Here is a 22,500-nt window from a genome sequence, read left to right on the forward strand (position 1 = left end):
CTTTTTTATTTTAATGACTTTAATATTTCTTCTGCTATAAGTTTAATAATAGGAACTGAAACAGCATTTCCAGATTGCTTATATAAATGACTTTCTGGATATGCTCTATTATTAAACTTTTCTGGGAATTCATATCCTTCTCCTATTGGGAAACCTTGAAGCTTAAAAGTTTCCTTAGGAGTTAACTTTCTTATACCATCTTTCACTTTAATAAGTGGTACATTATGTCCACCAGTTCCCATATTAGCAGTTAAAGTAGGACATACATTACTCATATTTTTTCTTACGTACATACCTCTTCTAACTTGATAAAACTGATTTTCTTCAATAATGTCTTCAACTAAGTTTATTCTTACCGATTTTCTTTCCTCCTCTGGCATTGCTAGGTATTGTGCTTCTTCTATAAAATAATTTGGATACTTATCTTTAGTATAATAATACTTAATATTTTCTTCTTTATTTATGCTACTATCTAATATATTTTCTATATCTTTAATCCTTTCGTTAGGTGTCTTGGATATAAAATAATCATTTATATTTTCAAACATAGTAAATTTATCCGCTTCTTCTTTGTCTAAAAAACCAACAATATAAATTCTTTCTCTATTTTGAGGTAAATGTGAAAAATTCATAGTATTTAATACTTGTTCTTTAATTATATATCCTACTTTTTCAAGTTCATTTTTAATAACTTTGTATGTATTTCCAGAATCATGACTCATTAGATTCTTAACATTTTCTAAAAGTAAAACCCTAGGCTTTCCATGTAAAGGTTCAAGCATCTTTATTAAATCTATTACGCTCCAGAAAAGATTTCCTCTGTGGTCTTCAAATCCTTTTCTCTGTCCTGCTATACTAAATGCTTGGCATGGAAATCCTCCATTCAAAACATCTATTCTATGACTTAATATTTGTTCTTTCTTTTCTTCATATAGTGTTTTTTCGAACTCACATTTTTCTACTAATTTTCTGAACCTCTCTTTTTCTTTCTCATCTTTAGCACTAGCCATTAATTCTATAAATTCTTCTTTTTCATTTTCAATTATATTAGGATTTAAAATTTTCTCTATATCCCCAACTATTAATTCATGTTTAAAATTATTATTATATGTTGTCGCTGCATATTCATCCATTTCATTAGCCCATACTAATTCATATCCTAAATCATTATAATTAGCCTGTTTAAAACCTAAACAAATGCCGCCTACACCAGCAAATAAACTTCCTACTCTTAATTTTCTTTTAATCATTTGTGTCCACCTTCCTTACCTATACCCCATATACTTCAAAGTTTTATTATAACATATGTATTTATTTTAAGTAATACAAAAAGCAGCATTATGCCGCTTTTTTATTTTCTCCAATAATTTTTAATTTTAATCTTCTAATTTAAATATTTTTTCACCGTTAACATATTGAAAAAATTGTGGTGGATAAAACTTATCGATATACTCTCTTGGATCAATCGGCTTTTCTAACCATTTAAAATTTCCAACTTTCAATGCATATACTAAATTCTTTCCCTCAAAGTAATTCATAAGACTATCTTTTGTACTACTTGAATCTTGTCCACACCTATTCCAAACATCTTCTGGACTTCCTTCTATAATCTGAATAACATCAAATGTAGCCACTATCTTTTTTATTGGTACAGTTGCATATACATATGCTTTTTTTTACTGTTTTATCTTTATAAATACATCTTCTGAACTCAAACTTTTTAACTCCAGAAGCAATATTTTAGGGTAAAGCGATGAAATTATATCCATTTTCCTCCTATACATTAACTAGGGATGGAAATATATCCTTAATTATTTTCTCTTGATACTCATATATTTCTTTATTTTCTACTAACTCTCTAATGTTCACAGGTTCTGAATTAGATTTTAATTCAAAATCTATTGTCATATTGTTATCCACCCAGAATTTAGGTCTTAATCTTAATTCAATTCTCTTTTTTGATTTATATATCTTAACACTTCCATAATTCTCATCTATAAAATTGTTTATAAAAACACTATTACTAGTGACTTTTCCTACCCCTATATCTTTAAGCTTATCTATATCAACCTCCATAGCACAAAGTCTAAAAGTAGTTCCAGCTCTTAATATAAATATATAATATATATTTTCTACATTTTGTTCTTCTTTTACCTTATTTAATTTATTGTATATAATTTCTTTCCAACCATCTACAATTTCATCAAATCTCTTATTTTCAAACATAGTATCTAAAGAATCCCCAGTATCTTTGAAATTTTGGGCTAAAGATGTTTCTCCTGATTCAGAATCTGTTAAGTTTCCCTTTTTAGAAATCTTGCATGAAAGCATTTTTATATCTGCTCCAAATTCACCTTCTTTTATTACATCTACACCATAATTTCCTGCACCAACTGGTAAAGCCCCAATAGCTTGTACAACCCATTGTTCTAGATGTTCTTTAGGAACTTGTATAGGTAATATATCTTGTCCTATTATTCTTTCTGGTTGTGAAAACATTGCTTTTCTCATAAAAAATTCTAAAACTTGAATTGATGTTTCATCAAAAATCTCTTTAAGTTCTTCTAAATTAAAAGGTCTTAATACCATAACACACCTCTTCTTATTATTTTTTTCACTATATCATCTCAAATATATTCTATAATATTCAAGTCCTTCAGTAAAACATTCCAATTATTTTTAAAATTAATTGTTTTAACATAAATATATTTAGATTTAATTATATATTCACTATTAATGTTATAGTCTACAGTTGGATATAAAAGCATTCCTTTACCCACCCTCAAAATCACTATTATTTACATAAGCTAATATTTGATATAGATGGCTTGTTATTATTTTCTTTCTACTTTCCTATCCGCTTGAAACTAATGTTTCTTCATAATATTTTGCATCTATTATTAATTGAGTTTTTTCTATCTTATTTTCTATTACAATATAAGTTCTTATTTCTGGAAATAATTCTAAAGCTTCTTCATCTATTTCTCCCGTAAGTTTCCACTTTATCTTTGGAGAATAAACCTTATAAACTTTACTATCTAAATTTACTTTATAGAAATTCAAAATAAACTTTTCATATATTATGTATTAATGATATAATTAACACATTGAATTGCGGTGGTTGTCTTCGGACTACACCTAAGAGAATTGGATGCGTCCGATTCTCTTTTATTTTTATTAAATACACTATATAAATACTATCTTCTCAATAATATTAAATAATCCTCTCTCACACGCTACTCTCTTTTCTCCTCACTAAGTCCATCAACATACTCCTTAGCTTCCTTTAGGCCAAGGCCTGTAATCTCTCTGCACCTTCTTACAGCTTGGACGTTTTTTCCTTCTGAAAGCAACCTCTTTAATTCCTCCTTTTCTTCCTTTGTTACTATCTCAGTTACTCCTACATTTTCAGCAATCCTATTTAAAGTTCCTCTCATAAGTTTAACTTCATTTCTTAGCTGACCTACTGAAGCAATTAAAAACATAAATGCTCCAAAGCCTAAAATCATCCATCCCATATCAATAGTCATCTTTTTCCCCCTCCTAAGTTCTAACTTTTCTTCATATTAATAGAGCCATAGGCATTTTCAGCCTCTCTATATAACTTCTTATAGCCTGAGCCCACTTCATTTTTCTGCAATATATTTGAAAGTAGCCATGTATTCTCAATATACACAAACTTCCAATACTCAAAGTCACTTCTGCTATAATTATCATTTCCCTCTATTATACTTCTTTTCCCCTTTGTATTAACTATGTAATCTATCATGGAGAAATTAACCTCAACCCAAATAAATCCCCATTGCTTTTCATCCCCCTCAAAGAGACTTATTATTCTACACCCCTTAAACTGAATATCCTTTAAAACATTTTTCTTATTTTCCCTCTTAAGCTCCTCTAAAACCTTAAGATGCTTATTATATAATGAAGTTGTAAGTAAACTCTCTACCCTTTCATATTCATCATCATTCCAAGCATACTGAATACTATAAAAGGTATCCTCCACAACAGATTTTATATAATTAATATTCCAGCAAGGATCCTTTAAGGCTAACTCCTTTAGCTTGTCACTTTTACGCTTAACCACTTTACTATACCTATCCATCTCAACAAACATTAAAACTCCCCCTCCAGACAGCAAGAAAAAAGCTACTGATCCAAAAAGAAGTTTATGTTCCTTTATAAATGTAAAATCTACACCACTAGACCCATTTCCCCCACCACTACTGCTATTTGCGGAGTTAAAACTGACACCACCGCCTCCTCCACCTCCACCGCCTCCTCCTGCTCTTGCATAAATAGGCTGTGAAGGCACTATTAATACTAATATAAATAAAATTTCTATAATTCTTCTTAAAAACTTTTTATTCCTCATTAACCTCTTCCTTTTCCTACCTTAATATTACCCTTTACAACGCAAATAAACCTTTAAACATTTCCATAAAGTATATTACATATTTTAACTACTTCTCCATTTACATTCATAACTATAGATTTCCTTAGTATTCCTTCCCTTTCTTTAATAGAAGAAATATCCTCATATAAAAAGCTTTCTGTATGCCAAAAGCCTAAATTCAACTCATAAAAAAACACTCTTTTATTTGCTATAATGAGTATCCCTTATCTATATCCTCTTCTTCATACAAAAGTTAAAAGAGAACCTAGCTTCACTCCATGCTGTTCTTTAATAACCTTTTCTGCATACAAAAGCTAAAAAAGAACACTTTAAATAACATAATGGTCTTTCACCACATAATCAAGTTTCTTAATTGCTTCATCATAAAATTTACTCATTAAAAATCACCCCATAAACCCCCATAATATTACTAATATTATATAACAAAACTGTTAATAATTTAAATTTATTACTCTTTATTCTTATAACCCTTCCCTATAAATTTTTTATAACTTTCTTTAATTACATACTCATTTAAGACAATAAAATAACTCATATATGTAAGATAAAGCTTTATAACTTTTTTCAAAATTATACACTCACTCTAAAAATTTAACTAAATCTCCCTTTAAGCTTAAAGCATAGTCTCTTAACTCCTTATTAATCCACATATACAAACCATCTCAATCCTCCCTAAAGTTTCAATCACACTAAATTATTATTCATCATAGTTTATTATATATGGACAGTACTGTTAATTAATAAAAGCCCTAAACTTCTTTCATAAAAAATAGTCTTAGATTAAGCCTTAGGAGGGAATAAAGGTGAAATTACATGAAGCTAAAATATTGTCAACTGTTAAGGTAATTGACATAAAGGCACAGGGAGAACTAAGGAGAAGATTTTTTGACTTAGGAATAATAGAAGGAACAGATATAAAAGTTTTATATGCTGGTCCCTTTGGTGACCCTAGAGCCTATTTAATAAGAGGAACTGTAATAGCCATAAGGGAAGAAGAATGTGAAGAGATAGAAGTAATTTAATAGTAGGAGAAAAAGATATGAGTTTAAACAAAAATTCTACTGGAATTAGCTTATTATCTAAAGACAAATCAAAAGGAAACACCAAGGAAGACTATGTTGTAGCATTAGCAGGAAACCCCAATGTAGGTAAAAGTACAGTTTTTAATGCTCTAACTGGTTTAAATCAACATACTGGAAACTGGCCTGGAAAAACAGTAGCTAAAGCAGAAGGATACTATGAATTTAAGGATTCAACCATAAAGATAGTAGATTTACCTGGAACATACTCATTGCTATCAAATTCAGAAGAAGAAGAAATTGCAAGGGATTATATATGCTTTAATGATCCAGATATAGTGGTTGTTGTGGCTGATGCAACCTCCCTAGAAAGGAATCTAAACCTTTTTATACAAATATCTGAAATAACAGAAAAGGCAATCCTCTGCGTAAACTTAACTGATGAAGCAGAAAAAAATAACATAAAAATAGATTTAGATTTGTTATCAAAGGAATTAAATTCCACTATTCTTTCCTCCTCTGCTAGAAATGGAGTTGGCATAGAAGAATTAAAAGAAGCCATCTTTAAAGAAATCACCCTAAAAGTTTCCAAAAAAAATGCAATAAATTATGATTCTCCTATAGAAAAAGTAATAGAAGAAATAGAAATCATACTAGATGAAACCCTTGAAGTTCATAAAAGAAAGAAAAGATGGATAGCCCTTAGAATGCTAGAAGGAAATACAAGCATCTTAAAATCCTTATACAATAAATATAATATTCAAGAAAAGTATATAAATATGATAAGTAAAATAAAAGATGAGCTTAATAAAAATTATAAGGATGAATTAGTAGAAGATATAATAATAAAATCCATAATAAAAGAAGCTGAAAGAATAGGAAATAAGGTTGTTAAAGGTGGAGAAGAATATACTGACTTCCAGAGAAAAATAGATAAAATACTTGTGTCAAAATCAACAGGAATACCTATTATGATAATGACCCTATTAGTTGTCTTATGGATAACCATAACCTTAGCAAATTACCCATCTGAAATGCTTGCTAATATGTTCGCCCATGGAGAAATTTACATTAGAGACTTCTTCTCTGGACTAAACTTACCTTCTTGGATATCAGGAATATTAATAGACGGCATTTATGTTACTTTAGCTTGGGTAATTTCAGTAATGCTACCTCCTATGGCAATTTTCTTCCCTATGTTCACTCTCTTAGAGGACTTAGGATACTTGCCAAGAATAGCATTTAACCTAGACAAATGTTTTAAGAAATGCTGTGCCTGTGGTAAACAAGCCCTTACCATGTGTATGGGACTTGGATGCAATGCAGCAGGAATCATAGGATGTAGAATAATTAACTCTCCTAGAGAAAGGATTATAGCTATACTAACCAATGCCTTTATGCCTTGTAATGGAAGATTTCCTATGCTAATTTCCATAGCAGCCATATTCATAGGTGGAATATCTGTAGGAATAAAAGAAAGTTTTATATCAGCCCTTACAGTAACTGTAGTTATAATTTTAGGAGTCTTAATGACATTACTAGTATCAAAAATCCTATCAAAGACAATACTAAAAGGAATGCCTTCAAACTTTATATTAGAACTACCTCCATATAGAAAACCTCAAGTAGGAAAGGTCATAGTAAGATCAATATTTGATAGAACTCTATATGTTTTAGGTAGAGCCATAGCAATTGCAGCTCCAGCAGGGGCAGTTATATGGATATTCTCTAATATAATGATTGGTGATGCCTCAATCCTAACAATATGTGCTGACTATTTAAGTCCACTTGCCAATGCCATAGGGGTAGATGGATATATATTAATGGCCTTTATTTTAGGATTACCAGCAAATGAAATAGTAATGCCTATAATAATAATGAGCTATTTGAGAGCCACCACAATGTTAGAATTAGATAATCTATATGAGCTTAAAGAATTATTAGTTGCTAATGGATGGACAATCCTAACTGCAATTAATGTTATGATACTATGCCTAATGCACTACCCTTGTGGTACAACCCTCTGGACAATCAAAAAGGAAACTAAGAGCTTTAAATGGACAGCCCTAAGCTTCCTAATCCCAACAGTGGCAGGCATAGTTATTTGCTTCATCACCACTCAGCTTTGGAGGCTCTTTGCCTAAAAAACTAAAAAATCCAAATTTAATAAAAAAGCTTAAAACTCAAGAATTAAAAAACCATAAAAATTAAAACCATAAAACCTCAAAAGGTTAAAATTCTAAAAACTTACTTTTAAATTAGAGCTTTGCTTGAAAAGGAAACCCATATTTTCTTTCAAGTAAATGCTCTATTTTAAATTAAAACTTTACTTTAAAACCTAAAACTTACTTTTAAATTAAGACCTTGCTTTAAAATCTAAAAACTAATTGTTTTTTTGCTGTATAATATATTTAATTATAAACACTGTTTAGAGAAAAAAATTTATTTTAAAGGGGATAGGTATATGAATGTAGGTATGATAGCATGTTTAACCTTAGGTATATTTTTCTTAATTTTTTCAATCTGCTTTGCTATTTTAAAAGAAAAAGGAGCAATCCTTGTTAGTGGATTCAACTCATTTTCCAAAGCTGAAAGGGAAAAATATGATCAAAAAAGAATAAGCCTAGATATGAGAAACTCTTTTTTCCTATGGGCAATGATTTTATTTATAGGGGCACTCTTCTCCTATTTTGTAAGCCAATATTGTGCAATTATAGCCTTTATTATTTGGCTAATTCTCTTCTTTAAAGATGTCCATATTAGCGCAACAAAGGCCTTCGAAAAATATAAATTATAAATTTTACTTTTAAATGTATAAAATTCTTATTTATGTCTATAATCAAGATATAAAACACCAATAAAAATTTTTAAAGTCATAAATTAACTTTTATAAAACCACAAGTTAACCTTATTTAGGTTGGTTTTATTGCTCCTAAAATGACCAAAGACTAGTTATTTTTTATTAACTAGTCTTTTTTATTGTTATCTATACTTTTTTAATTTCATCCAAATATACATCGCTTTACAATGTATTTCCCAAGATTATTTCTCTTAAATTTTCCTTATACCTAAATGAATTTTATTGAATTTATATATTATTGAAATTATAAGCCATAAATTCTGTATAATAAAAACATAAACTATTGGACAAGTTTATTTAATTTTACAAAAAATACAATCTTTACAAAGGAGATTCTCATTAGTTGATAAAAATATAATTAAATATAGTCTAATATGATATAATATAGTCACAAAAGCATGTGATTATATGATTAAACATTATAAGCCTAAAGAATTTGCAGAATTATTAAATTTATCAATTATTACATTACAAAGATAGGATAATAAGGGAAAATTAAAGGCATTTAGAAATCCTATAAATACAAGGTAATACACTTATGAACAGTATCTTGAGCATATAGGAAAACATAAAGAAACAGATAGTAGAAAAATAATTATTTATACACGAGTTTCAACTTCTAACCTAAAATGTGATTTAAAAAATCAAGTAGAATTTTTTAGATAATATTTTAATGATAAAGGAATAATATTAGATGAAGTTATTAAAGTTTTAAGAAAAAGGTTAGAGAGGATGAAGAAGTTGAAAAGGGCTTACAAGGTGGAGATTAATCCTACTGATGAACAAAAGTCTAAAATACACCAAACTATTGGTGTATCAAGATTTGTGTATAACTTTTATATTGCTCATAATAAAGAAGTTTATGAGAAAGAAGGAAAGTTTGTAAGTGGTATGGATTTTTCAAAATGGTTAAATAATGAATATATCCCTAAAAATCAAGATATGAAATGGATTAAAGAGGTATCTTCAAAAGCTACTAAACAAGCTATTATGAATGGAGATAAAGCTTTTAGAGATTTCTTTAAAAAAGCTAAGGGTTTTCCAAAATTTAAGAAAAAGAAAAATCAAGATGTAAAAGCTTATTTTCCTAAGAATAATAAGACCGATTGGACTATTGAAAGACATAGGGTCAAAATACCAACTTTAGGATGGGTTAGACTAAAAGAATTTGGATATATACCAACTAATTCAATAGTTAAAAGTGGTACAGTAAGTCAAAAAGCTGATAGATATTATGTATCTATATTGGTTGAAGAAACAGATATAAAAATATCTAATAGTAATATAGGTATAAAAATATTTAATCATAATAATGAAGGGATAGGGATTGATTTAGGTATAAAAGATTTTGCAATATGTTCAAATGGCAATAAATTTAAAAATATAAATAAAACTTCAACGTTTAAGAAAATCGAAAAGAAGTTAAAAAGAGAGCAAAGAAAACTTTCAAGGAAATATAAAGATTTAAAAATAAGAAATAAAAATATAAAAGAAGGGAGAGCTACTGGTCAAAATATCCAAAAACAAGTAGTAAAAGTACAAAAACTTCATCAGAGATTAAGAAATATAAGAACTGATTATATAAATAAAACAGTATTTTCAATTATAAAGCAAAAACCAAGCTATATAACAATTGAAGATTTAAATGTTAAAGGAATGATGAAGAATAAACATTTATCTAAAGCTATTGCAAGTCAGAAGTTTTTTGAATTTAAAACTAAGTTAACAGTTAAATGTAAAGAAAATCATATAGAACTTAGAATAGTTGATAGATTTTATCCATCAAGTAAAACTTGTAGTAGTTGTGGAAAGGTTAAGAGGGATTTAAAACTATCTGATAGAATTTATAAATGCGATTGCGGATTTACTATTGATAGAGATTTAAATGCAAGTATTAATCTTAAAAATGCTAAAGAATATAAGATAGCTTAAAATCAAAAGTACTTATATATGTACGGAGGGCTAACTTCGGAATTTAAGCCTTTGGAGAGCCATAAAAAATCGTAGTAGCTTAGGCAAGGCGAGGCTCTATGAAGAAGGAATAATCTCGATATGGATATATTTGACCATATTTTGAGTAGCAGGAATTTTAATGTCTAAAAATCAAATTGAACTTATAACAGCATTAATTTTATTGTCATTATATTTAATAGCTCTTATAGTATTAAGGTTTGGATTTAAAATCAAAAGAAATGTAAAACTAGAAGGTAAAATAAGAAAAACCTTACCAAAGGCCTACAGCTATATCTATATATTTTTATTAATTATAGGCTTTGCAGAATATGTATTTTTAAAAGGGAAAATCAACTTACTCTTAATAATACTGTTAGGTGATCAACTAGTATTATCAAGTAGACTTTTAAAAGAAACTAAAAATTCAAAGGAAAAATACTATGACTATTTTTCCATAGGCTTTAGCTCCATAGCTATAGTTTTATTAATAATAAACATGATATTTTTTTAGGAAATAAAAGACCTTTATAAGATTTATAAATCTTTATAAATTTTATGTTTTTCTAAGCTTAATTGGGTTAATTTTATTTTTGGTGGTAAAATTTATGAAGGAAAAAACAGCAGAATATATTAATGTGCTAGGAAGGTTTTGTGGAAAAAGAGACATTCCTTCTTTAAGAAAAGAAGAACTAAAAAAGAAGTATGGTATAGATCAAGCTGATGTAATGGTACTCTTTGGTGGAAGCATCCTCTGTGGGGGTGACCTTTTAGCAGAAGGAATTAAAAATAATATTGCCAAAAAGTATGTAATTGTTGGAGGTGCTGGTCATACAACAGAAGTATTACGTAAGAAAATGCATTCTCAACTTCCAAATGTAGATACTTCAGACTTAACAGAGGCTGAAATTTTTGATAAATACTTAAAATACAAATATAACTTAAAAGCAGATTTATTAGAATGTAACTCCACAAATTGTGGTAATAATATTACATATCTTTTAGAACTATTAAAGGAAAATAACATCCAGTTTAATAGCATAATAATCATGCAAGATGCAACTATGCAACACCGCATGAAAGCTGGACTTCGTAAATATGTTTCTAGTGATGTTAAGATTATAAACTTTGCTACCTATGATGCAAAAGTAATCCTTAAAGATGGTGAACTTGCTTATGAAAATGATATTTTAGGAATGTGGGACATTAACCATTATATAACACTTCTAATGGGTGAAATTCCAAGACTCTCTGATAATTCAAATGGATATGGGCCTAAGGGGAAAAATTTTATTGCACATGTTTCTATACCTCATGAGGTTAATCTAGCATTTTCAGAGCTTAATAAAGAATTTAAGGGAATGGTTCGTACTGCAAACCCATTATACGCTTCAAAAGATTCAGCAAACTCTAACAAGTATGTTACTAGTTTATAGTTTCCTTCCATAATTAAAAGATTTTAGGATTAGGGAGGCAATTTACATAATATATGTTAAATACTTGAAATTGAACACTTATATATTATATACTCAAGTAAATGAATAACTGTAAAATATTGTGTAAATAATAAATAACTATGAAATATATTTTTGGGTATAAAAGGGAGGTAGCAATAATGAAAATAGTTTTTATGGGGACTCCTGATTTTTCAGTTCCCTCATTGAAGAAAATGATAGAGAAATATAATGTAAGCGCCATTGTAACACAACCTGATAAGCCAAGTGGAAGAGGTAAAAAGGTATCAATTTCACCAATCAAAGAGGTCGGACTATCTAATCAAATTCCAATTTTTCAGCCCGAAAAAATAAGAACAGACTCTGTAATTATTAATAAATTAAAAGAAATAGAACCTGATTTTATTATTGTTGTAGCATATGGTCAAATATTAACTAAGGAGATACTTGATATACCAAGACTAGGATGTATTTGTCTACATGCCTCTCTCCTTCCAATGTATAGAGGATCAGCACCAATAAATTGGTGTTTAATAAATGGAGAAACAAAAACTGGAAATACAACCATATTAATGGATACTGGTATAGATACAGGTGATATGCTCATGAGAAGTGAAGTTGAAATATCTGAATCTATGACAGCAGGAGAATTATATAATTTATTAAAAATAAACGGTGCTGAACTGTTAGAAGAAACAATAAATGGAATTATAACAGGTAAAATTTGTGGGGTAAAACAGCCTAATGATGGAAGTTCTTATGTAAAGATGTTAAACAAACAAATGGCAAAGATTAATTGGAATGACAGTAGTACTAACATACATAATTTAATAAGAGGATTGAGTTCTTGGCCATATAAAAATATAAACTCATGGCCAACTGCCTATACTTACTATAAAGATATTCCATTTAAAATATTCAAATCTAAGTCATTAGAAGCAAATATTATTGACCCGCCTGGTTGTATAATAGATGCAAATGATGAAGGAATTAAAGTGGCTACCAAGAACGGTATTCTGATTATAGAAATATTACAAATTCCAGGTGGAAAACTTCTTGAGGTAAAAGAATTTTTAAAAGGAAATAAAATAGAAAAAGGCATTATATTATCCTAAGCATAATTAATAGGCTATATAAGACTAAAATATTATTATTGCTTCGTAATATTCTTAATAAGAATACAATATTATGATTGTTGATTCGTAATATTCTTAAGTGGTAGAAGGGTGAGAAAATGTACATTAAGGGAACTTTTTAACAAGTTCCCTTAAAAAATTACATACTATCAACACTATTCTTAAACATAGCCAGAAACAAAGCTATAAATGACAATCTAATGCCTTAACTGCACCAACTTCATTGTATAAAAATAACCTAAAAATAAAACTTATTATAAGTTTTATATAAAAGTTTTGATACATCACCTTTTATTAAATCTTAATTCTAAAATGTTATTTTAAAAGAGCATTTCTTAAGCCAAGTAGGATTAACCCCTATCTTCTTTCCTATTTTTTCACTAATTCCAAAGGAATTATCTATTTCCAATATATAAGAAGCTTCTCCTTTACCTAAAGAATTTCCCTCTAAACTTTCCTTCTCTCCTCTTTTATTAGAAGCCTTAAGTTCCTGAACCTTATTAATTAAGCCTTCAAAATCCTCTATCCACAGAAATTCATTTTTACCATTTAAAATTCCACTTTCTAAAATATTTCTTGCTTTATCTTCCTTAAAAGATTTCTCTCCAGATTCCTCCAAAGGGTTACTGTCCCTTTCTTTGTTTAAACCATTAGCATCTTTCATCCCCTGCTTAGCTTCATAATCCATTGTATCATTTCCACTCCACTTAATCTCTAAAGTCTTATCTTCCTTTAGTTCTACTTTCCCATCATCATTAAGATTCATTTCCTCAAGAACTATATTAGTATAGGATGAAAAGTCATTTCCCTCTTCAACCTCTATCTTTAAAGAATTTATATTAAGCTCATGATGCAAGTAATTTGCTATCTCCAAAAGTTGCTCTCTAACTATATACTCATGAAACTTACTAGCCTCCAAAAGATAATTTTCTCTCTCTTTCTTAGGATGACTTATGTAATATTTCTTCTTTGCCACCCATCTATCCCCCAAAGGATTATAAAACTTCTCAAGTTCCTCTTCCTTATCTATAAAATAAAGATTTCCCTCCAAATAAAAGTCCTCTATTCCTCTCATTAAGTTACCAATTGAATAAAAAGAATTAGTTTTTCCTCCTATAGGAAAATTGCTCCTCTTATCACTACTAAAATTTCTTCCTGTTATTCCTGTATTAATTTTGTATATTCTAACATTCATTCTCTAATCCTCACCTTAATGTTTTATCTTTTAAGTTTAAAATAATTACCTTTTCATGTAATTAAAACGCTTTCTTTAAATATACCATGTGAATTAATTACTTTCCACCTCCATAAATTTGTTTATAATAATTATCTAAAAAAATTCTTAACTCTATTTAATTTCTCATTATTTAAAACTTCCTTATAGAAATCTTGTTTTTTAACATCTTATCTTTAGTAATAATTAAAATTTTAAAAAAGCCATTATTAGCCTTTAATTTTTAATATAGTTTTGAATAATGGTTTTATTCTTAATTAATTGGAGATAATAAGTCTGTTTACTCAAATTTTTAAAAATGATTTAAATTTATGAATGTGATAAAATAATAATATTACCCAAAAAAAGAACTTTGAAAGGAGAACATAAATGAAACCAGAAGAATTACTAAAAGAAGCTAATTTACTTCAAGAAACTATTGTTTCAAACAGAAGATATTTACACTCACATGCTGAGACAGGATTTGATTTAAAAAACACTCTTGCCTTTGTAAAAAAAGAGTTAATTGATATGGGCTATGAGCCAATAGAATGTGGTAAAGCAGGACTTATTGCTTTAGCAGGTGGAAAAAAGAAAGGAAAGGTTTTCTTAATAAGAGGTGACATGGATGCCTTACCAATTAAAGAGGAATCAGATGTTGAGTTTTCTTGCCAAAGTGGAAAAATGCATGCCTGTGGCCATGATATGCACACATCTATGATGCTTGGTGCTGCAAGATTATTAAAAAAACATGAGGATGAAATTGAAGGAACTATTAAACTTATGTTCCAACCTGCTGAGGAAATTTTTGAAGGTTCTAAGGATATGATTAAAGCAGGAGTATTAGAAAATCCAAAGGTTGATCAGGCACTAATGATTCATGTAATGGCAGGAATGCCTTTTAATGCAGGTACTGTTATTGTTCCTGTACCTGGAATTGGAGCTCCAGCTGCTGATTATTTTGAAATAAAGGTTCAAGGAAAAGGATGTCATGGTTCTATGCCTAACACTGGAGTTGACCCACTTAATGTAGCTGCTCACATTTTAATTGCATTACAAGAAATTCATGCTAGAGAACTTGCCATAAGCGATCAAGCAATTTTAACAATTGGAACAATGAATGCTGGTATTGCTGCCAATGTAATCCCTGACACAGCTACTATGGGTGGAACTATTCGTACTTTTGATGAAGAAACACGCTCATTTATAAAGGAAAGAATTGAAGAAATTACAGAATGTACTGCAAAATCCTTTAGAGCTTCAGCTGAGGTAATCTGGGGAAGTGGATGCCCAACCTTAGTTAACGATAAAGACTTAACTGTATGCTCTGAAAAATACATAAAAGAACTTTTAGGGGAAGATAAAACATTCTCTGTTGCCAAACTAAATGCCATGGCTGGAAATCAAAAATCTGCTAAAACCTCTGGTTCAGAAGACTTTGCTTACATAAGCCAAAAAATCCCTGCTATCATGTTAGTTTTAGCTGCTGGAACCCCAGACAAAGGATATCCATACCCTCAACACCACCCAATGGTTAAATTTGATGAAGAAGTTTTATCAAGTGGTAGTGCAGTTTACGCCTACACAGCAATGCGTTGGCTTCAAGACCATAAGTAAACTTAATTACAAACCTATTTTTGAAGAATTTGATAATATACTTAGATAAAAAAGTTAGCTTAAAAACTTTCTTCAAAAAATTCCCCAAAACATAAACAAAATAAAAAACATAAAAAGTTATAGACTATAAATTATTAATTTATAGTCTATAACTTGCAATCTCTAACTTTATAATTTAATACTCTATGTTATTAAATATTATGTATCTAACTGAAATTTAAGTTCCAGTTATAGCCTTTGTTATTAAATGATAGATTTTAAAAAACCGCTAATTATAACAAGTTATCTCTAATTCATTATAGCCTTATCAATAAACTCACCTGCATTTTTTACTATGTCAAAAGGCTCATACTCTTTCCACATTGCTAAGTTAGATAATAAAACTACTTGCTTACTTTGACTATCTAATTTATAGTTTAATAAATCATCTATAATATCTATTTCCTTTGAATCTTCTGATGCATATACTACTGAACCAACAGAATTAAAATCTTTTACTAATATATAATACATTTATTAAATTCCTCCTTAAAATCTTCCTCTATCATAATTATATTTTTATCATATAATTCTCTTAACTTAATTCCTATACTATTATCTTTGTATTTATAAACATACTTATGAAGCCACATATTAAATATATAATCTCTTTCTGTAAAGAATTGAACTTCTATAGGGTTTATATCCATAAAGTCCTACTTTCCTTAATTATTTAATATATTTTATAAGTATATCATATTATTACTATTTCTTATAAATATATTCTTCTAATCACTTCTACTTCAATTCAAATTACACCATACTTATCTATATCTTCTTTTGAGTAATATTGTTCCATATCAGTATAATGTACAATCTCATCTTCCCTATAGCCAAGTTTTACTTTATTGAATTCTTTATATAATTCTTCAAAATTATTGTACTTATAAATATCTATTACCTTAACCTCTAATTACTTCTTATTATTCATAGTGCTTATAAAATTTATATAATCACCTTTTGAAATTTTCTTTCTCTTTTCATCATATAATCGCATTTCTATTGTTTTTATTCCAACTTCTATCATTTCAAATGAATCTGGACTTAAATTCATAACATGCCTCTTCACTTTACCATCCCCTTAAGTTAAAATTATATTTAATCTTAATAATTTTATATATCCTCTTTTTCCACTTCATACTTAACTTTTTTAATATAATCTAATATGTTCTATATTAAATATAATCCATCCAAAATTATCTTACAATATTTAACTTAAGATCAATAAAGTTATAAAACTAAAATACACTTAAAATAATTTAAAACTAAATTCTATATTTTAATAATATTTGAATATAATGTTAAATAATGTTAAAATATTTCATATAAAAGAATTCAAAGGAGGGATTTTGTGACTTTATCTAAAAATAAAACACTAGAACTTACGAAAAGTATTTTCTCATTAATATTTATTTATATAGGAATAGAATTTTTAGCTGCTATTATTCTTATTCCATTTGCCATAGTATTAGATCTAATATTTAAAGTAAATTTGTTGGGAAATCAGTATGATAGTATTTTAGATCTTATAGTAAATTGCACCGATCAAGTTTTAGGAATATATTTTTTTACTAAAATCTATAGAAAAAAGGAATTCAATGTACCAAAGATTAATAATCATATGTCCTTAAAAACCCTTGGAAAATATGCTTTAATTTCTCTCGGTGTTAGTGGAATATCAAATTTATGGATTTTTCTTATGCAATTTCTATCAACCTACTCCCCTACTATTAAAAGCAGCTTAGAAAGTTTTATTGAGCATGATGAAATATTTAACGCTAATCCTATTCTTGCTTTTATATCAGTGGCAATACTTGCTCCAATTGTTGAGGAAATTATTTTTAGGGGAATAATCTTTAATGAAGCTGCTAAATATAAAGGTGGTTCCTTTCCAATAATTATATCTGCATTATTATTTGGACTAGCTCATATGCAACCAATACAAATTGTATATGCTTTTATAGTTGGACTTATTTTTGGATTTGTATATAGTAAAACTCATTCACTTCCTATTGTAATGTTTTTACATATGCTAAATAATTTACTTACCCTTTTCCCTGAACCATTTTCAACATTTATTTCTATAATACAAATACTTTCAATAATTCCAATGATATATTTATTAAGAAAACTCTACAAAGAAAGTAAAGTCTAAGCCCCTAAAAGACACTATTAATAGATAAATTTTAAATTATTAAAAATCAAAACTACATTCTAAATTATCTTCAAAACAAAATATTCATAAAGATAAGTTTTTATAGGTTAGATTTTTGTAATAATCTCTTACCTATAAAAACCCTTAACTTCCCTAACCTTATATCTTCTTACTATCTACATAAAAATATTTTATTTACTACTATATTTTAAAACCATTAATTAAAAGAAACCCACTCTACCTCAACGTTCATTGACTCATATTTATAAAAAAAGTGATTTAATATAAAATTAAACCACTTCTTTTCTTCATAAACTATATTATAAAATTCCTATTAAATTAATAACTTTCTTCTAAAGAAATTATATGTAATATATCTCTACTTCATATAATTATCTATTAAATAATAGCATCTTTCCTTACTTTCCTTTGCCACCTCTGAATTTACCATAAGAGGAGTAACTGAACCACCTTCATATTGTTTCTTTATTTCAGCTATATTACTTTCTTTTTCTTTAATCCAAGCCATTTCACTCTTTTCAAGTTCCTTAGATTTTTCTTTGCTTAAATTTTGTTTTAAGTAATCATAAATTTGATTTAACTCATTATCATATAATTTAGCTTGTTCACCACTTATACCATTCATTCCTGCTTGTGTTGATCCTCTATTACTATCATACTCTTTATCTAACTTCTCAGACTCACTATCTATCTTTTTCATCTTTTGAAGATACTCTGATTTTGCTTTTGCTAAGCTACTTTCATCCTTTGAATTCTCCTTTTTAGAAGCACTCTTACTCTCTTCCTTCTTAGAAGAATTACTTGATCCTTTACTTTCCTTTTTATTAGAATTATCTACTTTAGCAGTCTCCTTAGTGCTGCTATCATTCTTACTATCCTCTTCTTTCTTTTCACCCTCATCTTTATTTGTAGCTTCTTTATCCTTAGGATCAGCATCCTTAGCCTGTGCTTTATCTGCTTCCCCCTTATCCTTTACCACATCAGCAGAATCTTTTGAACTAGCAGCCTCACTATTTTCTGAGCTATTTACAGAAGCCCACTCATTAGAAGTGTTTGTCTTATCTCCACAGCCAACTAAAACTCCTAAACTAAGTACCACAGCCAATAAACTAATTAAATAATTTCTCTTCTTCATATCATAACTCCTTTTAAAATGTATTTATTCCTTTTACTTTTTCAATTATATACCAATGACAAAGATTAATTTCTTCCTTTAATTTTCTATTTAACCTTAAATCCCATGTATTTTTTTCTAATTTATAACAATAATTAACATTTACTTAAAAATAGTTATTTTTTATTTATATTTTTTACAATATATCAAAATCCAACTTTACAATAACTGTAATATTAAATATAAAAAGGAATCTTCATAGTTTCTTAGAATTATAATAGCTATAAAGTAGAAATATTCTAGTTTATGAAAAGGGGCAATCTATGGATAATCTAATACTTAAGAGATGTAAATACTGTGACAAAACATATGAAGGAACAAGTGAAATCTGTTGCTGCTCTGAGCCTTGCAATATTAAATACCAAAAATATATGAAACAAAGAGAAAAAACTGAAACTCCAGTAAAGATTTTTTCTATAATACTATTATTAATTTTCTTTATTAATATAATGTTTTTACCTAATAATCCTATATCAAAATATTTATTCATAGCTATTTCATTAATAGCACCTACTTTACATGTAATATTTCCCTTTGGAGAAGATAAGGGTTTGCAAAAAAGAGGTGTAAAAAAGACTAAAATACTTTTCAGAACTATTGGTATAGCTATTCTAATTTATATATTAACTTACTACTTTTTAGAACAATTGTAAGTTAATATATTTATATGGAATAAAAGGTTAGGAGAGTGGTAAAATGTCAAAAGTTAAATTTAATAAACTTCCTTTAGTTTATCCTATACCATCAGTATTAATAGGAACAGTTATAAATGATAAGCCTAATTTTGCAACTATAGGAAACTGCGGAATAATAAGCGTTAACCCTGCTGTTATCTATATATCAATGGAAAAGAATCATTATACAAATAAAAGCATAAGAGAAAATCAAGTGTTTAGTATTAATATACCTTCAGCAGATTTAGTTGAAAAAGTTGATTATTGCGGACTTGTTTCAGGAAATAATATTGATAAATCACAGATTTTTAAGTGTTTTTATGAAAGTAATAATAAAATTCCAATGATTGAGGAATATCCAATAAATATGGAATGTAAAGTAACAAAGATAATTGAAATTTATGATATGGAAGTATTTATTGGTGAAATAATAGAAACTTATGTTAACCAAGACCTGCTTACAAATAGTTTTCCAGATACAAAGAAGATAAATCCACTTATTTACTCTATGGACAATAATTATTGGGAAATAGGTAACTTTATTGGCAATGCTTTTAATATAGGAAAAAATATTAAATAGTAATTTACAAAGTTTTTATATAAAAAATTATAGGTGGACAATCCACCTATAATTTCTTTAATGAATCAGGACTAATCAATAAATAAAAAACTACACATTTTTTCTATTGCCATACTTATCAAAATTCTTCCTTAAAGCTCTCTCTGTAGGAAATATTGAGGCAACTAAAACTACACACTGAATCATACAAAGTGCTCCACCTAAGGTTCCTATAGCCTGTTCACCTCTTCCAAGGACAAATAACATAATAATAAAAGTTATAGCAAACATAATCCATCCTATTTTAAGCCATAGCCTTCCACAATATTTATGTGCAAACTCCCAAGTGTCCTTATTTTTCATTGACATTGAGGTTCTGTAACCATAAAAATGATTAATTTCCTTTGGTGCCTTTTTGCTAAATTGCTTACCCAAAATAATCATTATAAGTGGTATTAATAATTCCATAACCATCATAAAAATCCAAAATCCCATTTTCTATCTCCCCTTTTAATCTAATTTATTCTTCAACATACTTTCTAACTATTTTATCTAAGGATTTTAAAGTTTCTTTCTCATTTTCAAGGTTTACTGCATAAACTCTAAGCCTTTTATGCTGATCATCCTCTAAATACCAAGACTCTAAATATTCTCCATCTTCCCCCTCTATTCTTTCATTATAAGGATAAAGAAGTATAACTGTACTTGCATTCTTATATCTAGTAAGATAAGCATACATTTGATAAAGGTCTTCTCTCTTAACTCCATGCCTATTAAACTTACTCTCTACACTCTTCCACTTTGTATCTATTATTACCCTCTCTATTCCATTCTTTTCAATTACTATATCAGGAATAAGTTTAAACACTCCTCTATTGCTTTCTTCCTTTATTAAAAGCTTGTATTTTGAATGCTGAATATGAACAGTTTCTTTATAAAGAAGTTCCTTTAAAAGCTTTCCTATATAAATTTCAAAGATTTCATTCATCTTAAAAAGTATAGAATAAACCTTATTTTCTCCTAAGTTTCCAAGGGCTGACTCTCCTAAAACAATCATCTTTCCTAAGGTAAAAGCATCCTCAAAGGGTTTATTTAACCTGTTAAAACTAAAATTATTCACCTCATTTAAGGTGATACTTCTTTCATCAACTTCTCCTAAAATCATCTCTGAAATTCTTAAAAGCTTTAAAGTTTCTCTGTTTTTTATATTCTTCATGACTTCTTTCACAAAGAAGCTCAATATCTTATTTAATTTATTATCTCTAGAAAACTCCTCAAATCTACAAAAAGCCTTTAAGCTATGAGAAGCCATGTTCTTAATCTGCTCCTGAACCCTTAAGCTTCCCTTTAAGGAATTTATATTCTCCTCAATATAAACATACTCCCCATATACTCCTTTTCTAAGCTCTTTTTGAAGTTTTTTACTAAATAAATATGCCAGTATCTCATTTAGACTTTGCTTATATAACTTTAATGAACTGATTTCTGAATAATTAACTTTCAAAATTCCACACTTAGAAAGCATATTTAACAGGGCTTTTCTTTCAAGCTCTACACTACCATTTAGGCTTATTTTAGGAAGTATTTCTATAGAAACTGTTGAAAGTCTTATATACCCAACATAGTTTATGAATCTTAAGGTATCTCTTTCCCAAAGGATATTATCCATATCTAACTTTTCAGACATAGCATAATTATAAAGTTCATTAGCCTCTCTTCTGCTTATTATCTTTTCACAGCCATAATTCCCATAAAAATCTTCTCCTTCATAATCATAAAAATCCTCTTCTTTATCTCTATAAAAATCATTTTCTCTTTGAAAACTTTTCTCTTTAACCCTCTTCTTAAAATTCTCACCTAAAGACCGTTTCTCTTGAAATTCTTTCTTAAAGTTATCCTTTAAAGAACTTTGCTCTCTAAAAAACTCTCCAACCTTACTAAAACTACCCTTGTTGTTAGTAAAATTTTTGTCAAAATTATTATCAAGAAAGTCACCTTTATTTGTTAAACTCTCTTTTTCATAATTCTTCCCTCTATGATTATAGAAGTCATTAGAATTTTCATCACCTAAATTTAGCCTTTCCAAGTGATCACTATCTTTTTCAGAACCTTTTCTACTCCCTAAATCCCCTTGTTCTCTTATTGTATCTAATATAAAGTCATCTACAATCCTAAGTGATTCATAGCTTTCCTTAATAATTATATACCTCAT

At 28.2% G+C, this 22,500-nt stretch carries 25 protein-coding genes and 1 pseudogene; 12 read left to right on the forward strand and 14 right to left on the reverse strand.

Features of this window, described 5'->3' with window-relative positions; genetic code table 11:
- Positions 1-5: 5 nt before the first annotated feature.
- From dcm to I6G60_RS15315, 7 genes are all read right to left on the reverse strand, one after another.
- Positions 6-1,250, reverse strand: a complete 1,245-nt coding sequence (gene dcm / locus I6G60_RS11595) for a DNA (cytosine-5-)-methyltransferase (protein WP_164802911.1) — start codon at positions 1,248-1,250, stop codon at positions 6-8.
- Between the two features lie 126 nt (positions 1,251-1,376).
- Positions 1,377-1,634, reverse strand: a complete 258-nt coding sequence (locus tag I6G60_RS11600) for a hypothetical protein (protein WP_223932437.1) — start codon at positions 1,632-1,634, stop codon at positions 1,377-1,379.
- A 142-nt stretch (positions 1,635-1,776) separates the two neighbouring features.
- The gene (locus tag I6G60_RS11605; protein WP_197925370.1) at positions 1,777-2,589 is read right to left on the reverse strand and encodes a hypothetical protein; all 813 of its coding nucleotides are present in this window, start codon (positions 2,587-2,589) and stop codon (positions 1,777-1,779) included.
- A 264-nt stretch (positions 2,590-2,853) separates the two neighbouring features.
- Entirely contained in the window at positions 2,854-3,063 is a 210-nt protein-coding gene (locus I6G60_RS11610) for a hypothetical protein (protein WP_164802822.1), read from the reverse strand.
- 173 nt (positions 3,064-3,236) lie between these two features.
- Positions 3,237-3,518: a ribosomal protein L7/L12 gene (locus tag I6G60_RS11615; protein WP_371830505.1), complete on the reverse strand. Its 282-nt coding sequence runs from the start codon at positions 3,516-3,518 to the stop codon at positions 3,237-3,239.
- 32 nt (positions 3,519-3,550) lie between these two features.
- Positions 3,551-4,375, reverse strand: a complete 825-nt coding sequence (locus I6G60_RS11620; RefSeq protein ID WP_197925373.1) for a Tim44 domain-containing protein — start codon at positions 4,373-4,375, stop codon at positions 3,551-3,553.
- A gap of 53 nt (positions 4,376-4,428) precedes the next feature.
- Positions 4,429-4,593, reverse strand: a complete 165-nt coding sequence (locus tag I6G60_RS15315; RefSeq protein WP_243283790.1) for a hypothetical protein — start codon at positions 4,591-4,593, stop codon at positions 4,429-4,431.
- Positions 4,594-5,220: 627 nt separating this feature from the next.
- On the opposite strand from I6G60_RS15315, the gene I6G60_RS11630 reads away from it, so the two are divergent.
- The 8 genes and pseudogenes from I6G60_RS11630 to fmt all read left to right on the forward strand — a co-directional run bounded on the left by I6G60_RS11630 (position 5,221) and on the right by fmt (position 12,815).
- Complete coding sequence (locus tag I6G60_RS11630) at positions 5,221-5,439, forward strand: FeoA family protein (protein ID WP_003453982.1); 219 nt, start codon at positions 5,221-5,223, stop codon at positions 5,437-5,439.
- A 17-nt stretch (positions 5,440-5,456) separates the two neighbouring features.
- Positions 5,457-7,580, forward strand: a complete 2,124-nt coding sequence (feoB, locus tag I6G60_RS11635; RefSeq protein ID WP_197925375.1) for a ferrous iron transport protein B — start codon at positions 5,457-5,459, stop codon at positions 7,578-7,580.
- Positions 7,581-7,900: 320 nt separating this feature from the next.
- On the forward strand, positions 7,901-8,233 hold the full coding sequence (locus I6G60_RS11640; protein ID WP_003459820.1) for a DUF3784 domain-containing protein: 333 nt from the start codon (positions 7,901-7,903) through the stop codon (positions 8,231-8,233).
- Between the two features lie 471 nt (positions 8,234-8,704).
- A pseudogene (locus I6G60_RS15505) lies at positions 8,705-8,959 on the forward strand (IS607 family transposase); the annotation flags it as partial.
- Positions 8,960-9,037: 78 nt separating this feature from the next.
- A complete protein-coding gene (locus I6G60_RS11645; RefSeq protein WP_337250394.1) occupies positions 9,038-10,228 on the forward strand; it encodes an RNA-guided endonuclease InsQ/TnpB family protein in 1,191 nt (396 codons plus the stop codon).
- 160 nt (positions 10,229-10,388) lie between these two features.
- Positions 10,389-10,760: a hypothetical protein gene (locus I6G60_RS11650; RefSeq protein WP_111744138.1), complete on the forward strand. Its 372-nt coding sequence runs from the start codon at positions 10,389-10,391 to the stop codon at positions 10,758-10,760.
- Positions 10,761-10,854: 94 nt separating this feature from the next.
- Entirely contained in the window at positions 10,855-11,682 is an 828-nt protein-coding gene (locus I6G60_RS11655) for a YdcF family protein (protein ID WP_111744137.1), read from the forward strand.
- 179 nt (positions 11,683-11,861) lie between these two features.
- Positions 11,862-12,815, forward strand: coding sequence for a methionyl-tRNA formyltransferase (gene fmt, locus I6G60_RS11660; RefSeq protein ID WP_197925376.1), 954 nt, complete (start codon positions 11,862-11,864; stop codon positions 12,813-12,815).
- 328 nt (positions 12,816-13,143) lie between these two features.
- Here the strand turns inward: fmt and I6G60_RS11665 are convergent, their stop codons facing one another.
- Entirely contained in the window at positions 13,144-14,031 is an 888-nt protein-coding gene (locus I6G60_RS11665) for a hypothetical protein (RefSeq protein WP_164818951.1), read from the reverse strand.
- A gap of 408 nt (positions 14,032-14,439) precedes the next feature.
- Here I6G60_RS11665 and I6G60_RS11670 point away from each other — a divergent pair, with 408 nt between their 5' ends.
- Entirely contained in the window at positions 14,440-15,666 is a 1,227-nt protein-coding gene (locus tag I6G60_RS11670) for a M20 metallopeptidase family protein (RefSeq protein ID WP_164818950.1), read from the forward strand.
- A 288-nt stretch (positions 15,667-15,954) separates the two neighbouring features.
- Here I6G60_RS11670 and I6G60_RS11675 read toward each other — a convergent pair whose 3' ends face one another.
- The 3 genes from I6G60_RS11675 to I6G60_RS15320 all read right to left on the reverse strand — a co-directional run bounded on the left by I6G60_RS11675 (position 15,955) and on the right by I6G60_RS15320 (position 16,774).
- Complete coding sequence (locus I6G60_RS11675; protein ID WP_004457278.1) at positions 15,955-16,179, reverse strand: DUF6718 family protein; 225 nt, start codon at positions 16,177-16,179, stop codon at positions 15,955-15,957.
- A complete protein-coding gene (locus I6G60_RS11680; protein ID WP_004457183.1) occupies positions 16,164-16,355 on the reverse strand; it encodes a hypothetical protein in 192 nt (63 codons plus the stop codon). The genes I6G60_RS11675 and I6G60_RS11680 overlap by 16 nt, the downstream gene beginning before the upstream one ends.
- 263 nt (positions 16,356-16,618) lie before the next feature.
- Positions 16,619-16,774, reverse strand: coding sequence for an ASCH domain-containing protein (locus tag I6G60_RS15320; RefSeq protein WP_223932436.1), 156 nt, complete (start codon positions 16,772-16,774; stop codon positions 16,619-16,621).
- Positions 16,775-17,056: 282 nt separating this feature from the next.
- On the opposite strand from I6G60_RS15320, the gene I6G60_RS11690 reads away from it, so the two are divergent.
- A complete protein-coding gene (locus I6G60_RS11690; protein ID WP_197925377.1) occupies positions 17,057-17,860 on the forward strand; it encodes a CPBP family intramembrane glutamic endopeptidase in 804 nt (267 codons plus the stop codon).
- 379 nt (positions 17,861-18,239) lie between these two features.
- Here I6G60_RS11690 and I6G60_RS11695 read toward each other — a convergent pair whose 3' ends face one another.
- Positions 18,240-19,016, reverse strand: coding sequence for a lysozyme inhibitor LprI family protein (locus tag I6G60_RS11695; protein ID WP_111744134.1), 777 nt, complete (start codon positions 19,014-19,016; stop codon positions 18,240-18,242).
- 302 nt (positions 19,017-19,318) lie between these two features.
- Here I6G60_RS11695 and I6G60_RS11700 point away from each other — a divergent pair, with 302 nt between their 5' ends.
- Both I6G60_RS11700 and I6G60_RS11705 read left to right on the forward strand, forming a co-directional pair.
- Entirely contained in the window at positions 19,319-19,708 is a 390-nt protein-coding gene (locus I6G60_RS11700) for a hypothetical protein (protein ID WP_110077333.1), read from the forward strand.
- 43 nt (positions 19,709-19,751) lie between these two features.
- On the forward strand, positions 19,752-20,309 hold the full coding sequence (locus tag I6G60_RS11705; protein WP_070956581.1) for a flavin reductase family protein: 558 nt from the start codon (positions 19,752-19,754) through the stop codon (positions 20,307-20,309).
- A gap of 90 nt (positions 20,310-20,399) precedes the next feature.
- Here I6G60_RS11705 and I6G60_RS11710 read toward each other — a convergent pair whose 3' ends face one another.
- Together I6G60_RS11710 and I6G60_RS11715 are read right to left on the reverse strand one after the other, a co-directional pair.
- Complete coding sequence (locus I6G60_RS11710; protein ID WP_070956580.1) at positions 20,400-20,783, reverse strand: SdpI family protein; 384 nt, start codon at positions 20,781-20,783, stop codon at positions 20,400-20,402.
- Between the two features lie 25 nt (positions 20,784-20,808).
- A complete protein-coding gene (locus I6G60_RS11715; RefSeq protein WP_110077332.1) occupies positions 20,809-22,500 on the reverse strand; it encodes an McrC family protein in 1,692 nt (563 codons plus the stop codon).

The organism is Clostridium perfringens (assembly GCF_016027375.1).
Taxonomy (GTDB): domain Bacteria; phylum Bacillota; class Clostridia; order Clostridiales; family Clostridiaceae; genus Sarcina; species Sarcina perfringens.